This is a genomic window from Flavobacterium chungnamense (assembly GCF_039539165.1).
GTDB lineage: Bacteria > Bacteroidota > Bacteroidia > Flavobacteriales > Flavobacteriaceae > Flavobacterium > Flavobacterium chungnamense.
The window spans coordinates 1-7,213 of the sequence record NZ_BAABCS010000011.1; the positions used below are offsets into that span (position 1 = coordinate 1).

A 7,213-nucleotide genomic window follows, 5' to 3' on the forward strand; every position below is an offset into this window, starting at 1 on the left:
AGGGCAAGCTCCGCCTCCTGCTTTTGAAGAAGACACAGCAGACAACACACCTGTTTTGCCCATAGACGACAAACTAGGACTATTAATATTTTCAGGAATAATTTTGGGTGCCTACATAACCAACAAACATAAGATAATAAAAAGTAAAAATGCTTAGTTCATTTAAGGCAGTAAAAATTATTTTTAAGTTTTACAATAAAAGTATATGCATCTTTATTACCTTTTTTATTGTAATATAAATAATAATAAAATAATTATTTATTCAATAAGTTTGACTGCAATTTTTATTTTTAAATTCATAGAATTCACAAGGGTGTTATCCGTGTGAATTCTTTTTTTTTATTTAAGTATTAGTCAAATTAAATAAAACCAAAAACTAATATAAGATAACTTTTACAAGCTGTAAGTCCCTAAACAAAATTGATTTTTATGAATAATATTATCCGAACAGTTTTTACTATAAGTAGAATTTCTTTCAATAAATTTGTATCAGCTTTTGGGTTTCTGATTTTGTTATTGGTTGTTTTGTCCCTTTGTGGGAAGACAACCTAAACTTGGAATGGAACTACAATCGCATCCACTTCAGGTTCAAATGCTAAAATCATGTCTGCAGCATTTACTTCCCAAAAAGGAGATAATAATGGAATAACCACACTTAGGGTAATATCATCATTTCATAATAAAATGGTAACACTAAAATGTTGTGTTAAACAATTTAATTTTATAGTTTTGCCTGCTTTTGAATTTTAATGCTAATTTGATTACTTTTTTGAATTAATTTTTTACTAAAGTAGTAAATAGATGCTTTAAAGGATTTGGTATTATAAATTATCTTAAAAAAATTCAATTTTTAACGTTGAATTGGTTTATCTTTTTTATTTCCTAGGATTTACGATGAAATAAAATTAAATAACGAAACGGATTATTTTTAGACTATTTAAAAAGTTAATTCGCTTTGATAATAAAACCCATAACAACAAATTTAATTTTTAATCTACTAACAAAATATATTTATGAAGAATTTTACTTTTTTAAATGCAATAGTACCGCGAAGGTATTTTTTATTGATGGGGTTTTTAAACCTAGTTACGATAAATGTCTGGGGGCAAACGGTAGCACTTAACTTCGAAAAAAGCAAAATTTCAAATACCAGACAAACAGATAAATCAAATGCTATTTCTTACCCATTTGTTGGCACTAATTATGCAAGAACAGGAGGTACTACCACAGCTGCACCAATCGTTTTAACGGCTACATCGCAAACAGAAAATACTCAAAAAGCCATACTAACTATCAAAAAATACTTTTTATGTTAAAATTTTACAAATCGTTTAAAAAAACCCTTCTTTTCCTTACTATCTTTTTGATGGGATTGAATCTGAGTTGGGGCCAATTATTGACTGAAAACTTTAATTATTCAACTGCTGGAAATATTAATGTAGCGACAACAAACTGGACTGCTCATAGTGGATCCACTTTCTATCCTCAATACACTAACACGGGTCTCACCTTTTCAGGACATGCCGGAGGTGGTGTTGGGGGAGCTGTAACAATAGCTACTAATGGAGTTGCAGATGTAAACAGAACTTTTACTTCTCAAAACTCGGGTACAGTATACATGAGTTGTTTAGTAAATATATCTTCAGCAGCTTCAGCGGATTATTTTTTACATTTTAATACTGGTGCCAACATTACCGTAAGGGTTTTGGCAACTAATAGCAGTGGTAATTTAAGATTCGGGGTAAATAAGTCAAATACGCCTACCGCGGCAACTACTAATTTTTCGTTTGGAACTACATATATGTTAGTGGTTAAATATACATTTATTAGTGGCACTTCAAATGATCAGTGTGATTTATGGGTACTGCCCGCTTTTGCTGCTACAGAGGCTGCTGCAGGGACTGCTTTGCAAACGACAACTGCTGGAACAGATGCTACAGCACTAAACGCAGTAGCTATCAGACAAGGCACCCCTCCTGCGGGAACTATCGATGCTATTATGGTGGGTACAACTTGGGCTGATGTAACTCCAGCCTCGGTAACCCGTACCATCTCCACCACAGGAACACTTACCGCCGTTTCCACCACTTATGGAACCGCTTCTTCCAATACAACTTTTAATGTTTCAGGTGCTAACATGACTGCTGGTATTTTAGTAACTCCTCCAGCTGGATTTGAAGTTTCACAATCTGCAAGTAGTGGTTTTGGTTCAACAACCACAGTTGGTGCGGCCGGAACTATTGCCAGTACACCAGTATATGTTCGGTTAGCAGTAACGACTGTCCCTGGAACATATTCGGGAAATATTGTTTTAAGCAGTTCAGGTGCCTCTAACGTCAATGTTGCAACGGTTTCAAGCACTGTTAGTACCAAAAACTTAACCATTTCAGGTCTTACAGGAAACAATAAAGTTTATGACGGGAATACAACAGTTTCTGTTACAGGAACTGCAGCATATGCAGGTTTAGAGAATGGTGAATCTTTCACTCCATCAAGTTCAGTTACTTGGGCATTCCCAAACGCGGATGTCGGAACGAATATAGTATTAACAAGAACAGGATCTTATTCTGCTCCATCATCAAACTACACTGTAACTCAACCTTCTTTAACCGCAAACATAACCGCAAAAACATTAACCATAACAGCAAATAATGTCACCAAAACAGCTGGATTGCTACTTACAGATGGTGCAGGTTCGACGGCATTTTCAAGCGTTGGCTTAGTAGGAAGTGAATCAATCGGCAGTGTTTCGATTGCTTACGGAAGTGCCGGTGCAACCACAGGTGATGGCGCAACTCCTGGCGTTTATTTGAATCAAGTTACTCCATCTGCAGCTACTGCAGGGACGTTTTTAGCGTCCAATTATGATATTACCTATGTTTCAGGAACTATAACTGTTGAGGAAGCTCCGGCAAATCCAACAATAACTGTGACGGGTTCATTGTCAGGTCTTTCAACGATTTATGGCGCACCTAGTACTTCAACTAGTTTTACTGTATCTGGTGCTGCGATGAATGAGGGAATTACAATTACACCACCAATAGGTTTTGAAGTAGCAACGTCTTCTAATTTTTCAACTACAATCGGTACAAATAGCGCTCCTTTAATCATTGGATATGCAGGAATTATCGCTAATACAACTATTTATGTGAGATTAAGAACTGTTGCAACAGTAGTAGGATCACCTTACTCAGGAAATATTACATTGACAAGTTCGGGTGCTACTTCGCAAAATATAGCAACGGTTTCAAGTTCTGTTTCTGCTAAAAACTTAACCATTAATGGCTTAACAGGTACTAACAAAGTATATGACGGTTCAACTACAGCAACAGTAACCGGAACTGCTGAATACAGCGGTTTTGTAAATGGGGAGAGTTTTGCAATAGTAGGAACGGCAAATTATAGTTTTACGAATGCCGCAATTGGTATTGGAAAAACAATAACAGTTACAGGCTTTGAGGCACCAAGTAGCAATTATACTATAACACAACCAAGTTTATCAGCAAACATTACAGCAAAAGCTTTAACCGTAACTGGTGCTAGTGCTAGCAATAAAACATACGATAGAACTAATACTGCTACTATTTCAGGTGGTACATTGGTTGGTGTGGTTTCGCCAGATGTGGTTTCGCTAATTCCAACAGGTACTTTTGCACAAACAGGTGTTGGTACCGCAATTAGTGTTACCTCTACCTCAACACTAAGTGGTACAGGTGCGGGTAACTATACCTTAACACAACCTACTGGATTATCGGCAGACATTACCGCAAAAATAGTAACTCTTACAAGCCCTGCTGCAACAAATAAAATATATGATGCCACCACTACAGCAATTATTACGGGTACTTTAAACGGTGTTATTGTGCCAGATGCAGTAACCTTATCAGGTACAGGTACATTTGCACAAGTAAATACTGGTTCTGGTATAGCAGTAACTTCTACTGCAACTTTGAGTGGAGCAAATTCTGGTAACTACACGTTAACCCAGCCAACTAATCTAACAGCAAATATCACAGCAAAAACATTATCAATAACTGCGGAATCCGTTGCTTCTAAAACCTATGATGGTAATACCACAAGTGGCACTGTAACTGCAGGCACTTTATCTGGATTTGTTGGCTCGGAAACGGTTTCGGTCTCATCAGCTACAGGAACGTTTGCCAATGCCAATGTGGGTACTGGTAAAACAGCGACCATTGTTTACACTTTAGCAAATGGTTTAAATGGTGGTTTAGCTAGCAATTACAGTTTAGCGAATACTACTGCCTCGGGAAATATTACTGCAAAATCATTAAGTATAACAGCAGCAACAATTGCCTCTAAAATTTATAATGGAACAACAGCTACAGGAACTATAACAGCTGGTACTTTAACTGGCTTTGTTGGTAGTGAAACTGTCGGTATTACTTCTGCAACTGGGGTTTATCAAGATGCAAATGTTGGAACTGGAAAATCAGCAACAATTACCTATGTACTTGGAAATGGTAGTAATGGTGGTGTAGCAGCTAATTATGCTCTTTCGACCACTTCTGCAAATGGTGACATTACCGCAAAATCACTTACAGTAACTGCAGATAATGTAACCAAAGAATTTGGCACAACTTTAACTGGAGGTGCTGGTTCAACAGCGTTCACATCAAATGGTTTGATATCGGGTCAAACTATTGGTTCTGTAACTATTACTTATGGAACAGGTGCCGGAGCAGGAGCTGCAGTTGGTACTTATAGCAATCAGGTAATTCCTTCTGCTGCAACAGGCGGTACATTCTTCATTTCTAATTATTCGATTACGTATTTAGTTGGAAATATAGTAGTTCAAAATACAACAGCTATAGTTTTAACAAACATTGGTGCTTCAGTAGTTGAAGATTTTGATAGTATGGGAAGTAACGGTACAGCCAGTCTTCCAATAGGTGTTCGTAGAGGTAATAATTTTACAAGTGCGACAAGTACTGCAACATTCGCTTACGGTACATCAGGCACTGGGGTTGTAACTGGCACAAGCTCTGGTGGAACAATAAATTGGGCGAATGGCGTTACGGCATCAGCTACAGATCGAGCACTCGGAATTTTAAATACAGGTAGTATTTCAAGTCCCCAATATATTGTAGCTTCTGTACTAAATACTACTGAGAGTACTATAAACTCAATAGAAATTGACTGGGATTATGAAAAATATCGTTCGGGAAGTAGGGCCTTTGATTGGACTTTCTTTCATGGAAATAACGTTAGTCCTACTATTGCTGCCACGGGAGGTAATCAATCTTATAGTGCTGACGCAAATAACACAACTATTTTTAACCCTCCAACAGCAATATCAAAAACGGTTATTTTAAATAACTTATCTATTGAGTCAGGTCAGCGATATTATTTTCTTTGGACCTTTACTGGAAATGGCGGATCAACTAATGGTCAAGGTATTGGTATAGATAATTTATCAATCAGGCCTTGTGTTGCAACTTCTATAACTTCTCAACCTTCTACAAGCGCTCAAAGCACTTGTCTTAATGGAACTTCTTTTAGTGCACTTTCAGTAGCAGCTAGTGGAACGAATTTAGTGTTTCAATGGCAACAAAGTGGCGATGGTTTAACAGGTTGGACTGCTGCTGTGAATGGAACAGGAAGTACTACAAATTCATTTACACCATCTAATGTTGGTGCAGGTACAAATTACTATCGTTGCATTATAACCAATGGTTGTGGAGAAAATGCTATTAGTGAGGTTTCTGGAGCTATGACCGTTTCAAACAACAACAATTGGGTAGGAACAACTGGTCTTTGGAGTGATACTGCCAATTGGTCTTGTGGTAGTGTACCATTAGACACTTCTATAATTACTATATCCAGCGGAACACCAACACTTGATGTTAACTTTACTGTTGGAAACTCAGGTTCGTTAACATTAGAAGGAAATGCATCTTTAATTATTGCGCCAACTGCCTCATTAACTGTTGCTGGTTCGGCAAATTTTAATGCAAGACCAGTTTTGTTTGAATCGGATGCGACTGGGACAGCAGAATTTGGTGCATTGACAGGAACTTTAAGCGGAGCAACCAACGTAACTACACAGCGTTATTTCCCTGCTAAGAGAGCTTTTAGGTTTACTAGTTCTGCTGTTACGACAAATACAACAATAAGAGCAAATTGGCAAGAAAATGTAAATAATAGCAACACCACGTTTTCAAACAATCAAAATCCTAATCCAGGATTTGGTACACATATAACTGGTGCAGGTGGAAGTGCCAACGGATTTGATACTACAATTTCTAACGCAAGTTCTTTATTTACTTTTAATAATCCAACTGCTCTTTGGACTGCTGTAGCAAATACTAACGTAAATACATTAAATGCAGGTGTACCTTACCGTATAAACGTCAGAGGTGATCGTTCTATTGACATGTCCCTTACAAGCCCAACAGCTACTCCAACAACCTTAAGAGCAACTGGTACACTTTACACTGGAACTTTTGCACCCTCAAATTTAAGTAGTACTGCATTTGCATATAATTTTATTGGAAATCCTTATCAAGCACCAGTAAATATGAAAACGGTTCTTGATAATGCTACAAACCTTAACAATCTATTTTACTATGTTTGGGATCCAACGCTTAATACTAGAGGAGCCTATGTTTCTGTAGATTTATCATCAACGAACGGAACTCCTAACATTGGTTCAGCAAATAAATTTTTACAACCAGGTCAAGCGTGTTTTGTAAGGACAGCTGCGAATGGTGGAGCAACTATGACCTTTGAAGAAAGTTATAAAAATTTATCCGGTTCAAATAATTCGGTATTTAAAAATGCAAATCAAAGTACAAGCGCAACTTCTAATATTAAAATGAAATTGTATGATAGCAACTCGTTAGCCTTAAATCAAACTCCATTAGATGGTTCTATAGTATTCTTTGATGATTCAAACAATAATGGTGTAGATCAAAACGATGCAGCAAAATTTGCTAATCCTGATGAAATGTTCTCTACTTTCAATAATGGTGCCTTAATAAGCATTGAGAAAAGAATGCAACCAACCACTTCTGATATTATACCCATTCGTATAAGTCAATATAGAGGCACCAATTACACGATAGTGGCTCAAGGAGAAAATCTTAATGGAATTCCTGCTTATTTACATGATCAATTTCTGCAAACTTATACTGAAATTCCACAATCTGGGTCTGTAAATTATCCTTACACGGTAGTTACTACTAACACA

At 36.9% G+C, this 7,213-nt stretch carries 2 protein-coding genes; both read left to right on the forward strand.

From position 1 onward, the window contains the following. Window positions 1–1,013 precede the first annotated feature (1,013 nt). Window positions 1,014–1,316 (forward strand): hypothetical protein, encoded by a 303-nt coding sequence (locus ABD771_RS06050; RefSeq protein ID WP_345092121.1) that lies wholly within the window; start codon window positions 1,014–1,016, stop codon window positions 1,314–1,316. Beyond that, window positions 1,310–7,213: beta strand repeat-containing protein (locus tag ABD771_RS06055; protein ID WP_345092124.1), on the forward strand; the 5,904-nt coding region annotated here is incomplete at its 3' end. The genes ABD771_RS06050 and ABD771_RS06055, both read left to right, overlap by 7 nt.

What these genes read in the sequence shown, in the direction of transcription:
- ABD771_RS06050 (WP_345092121.1), top strand. Translation starts at nt 1,014, where the DNA reads ATGAAGAATTTTACTTTTTTAAATGCAATAGTACCGCGAAGGTATTTT.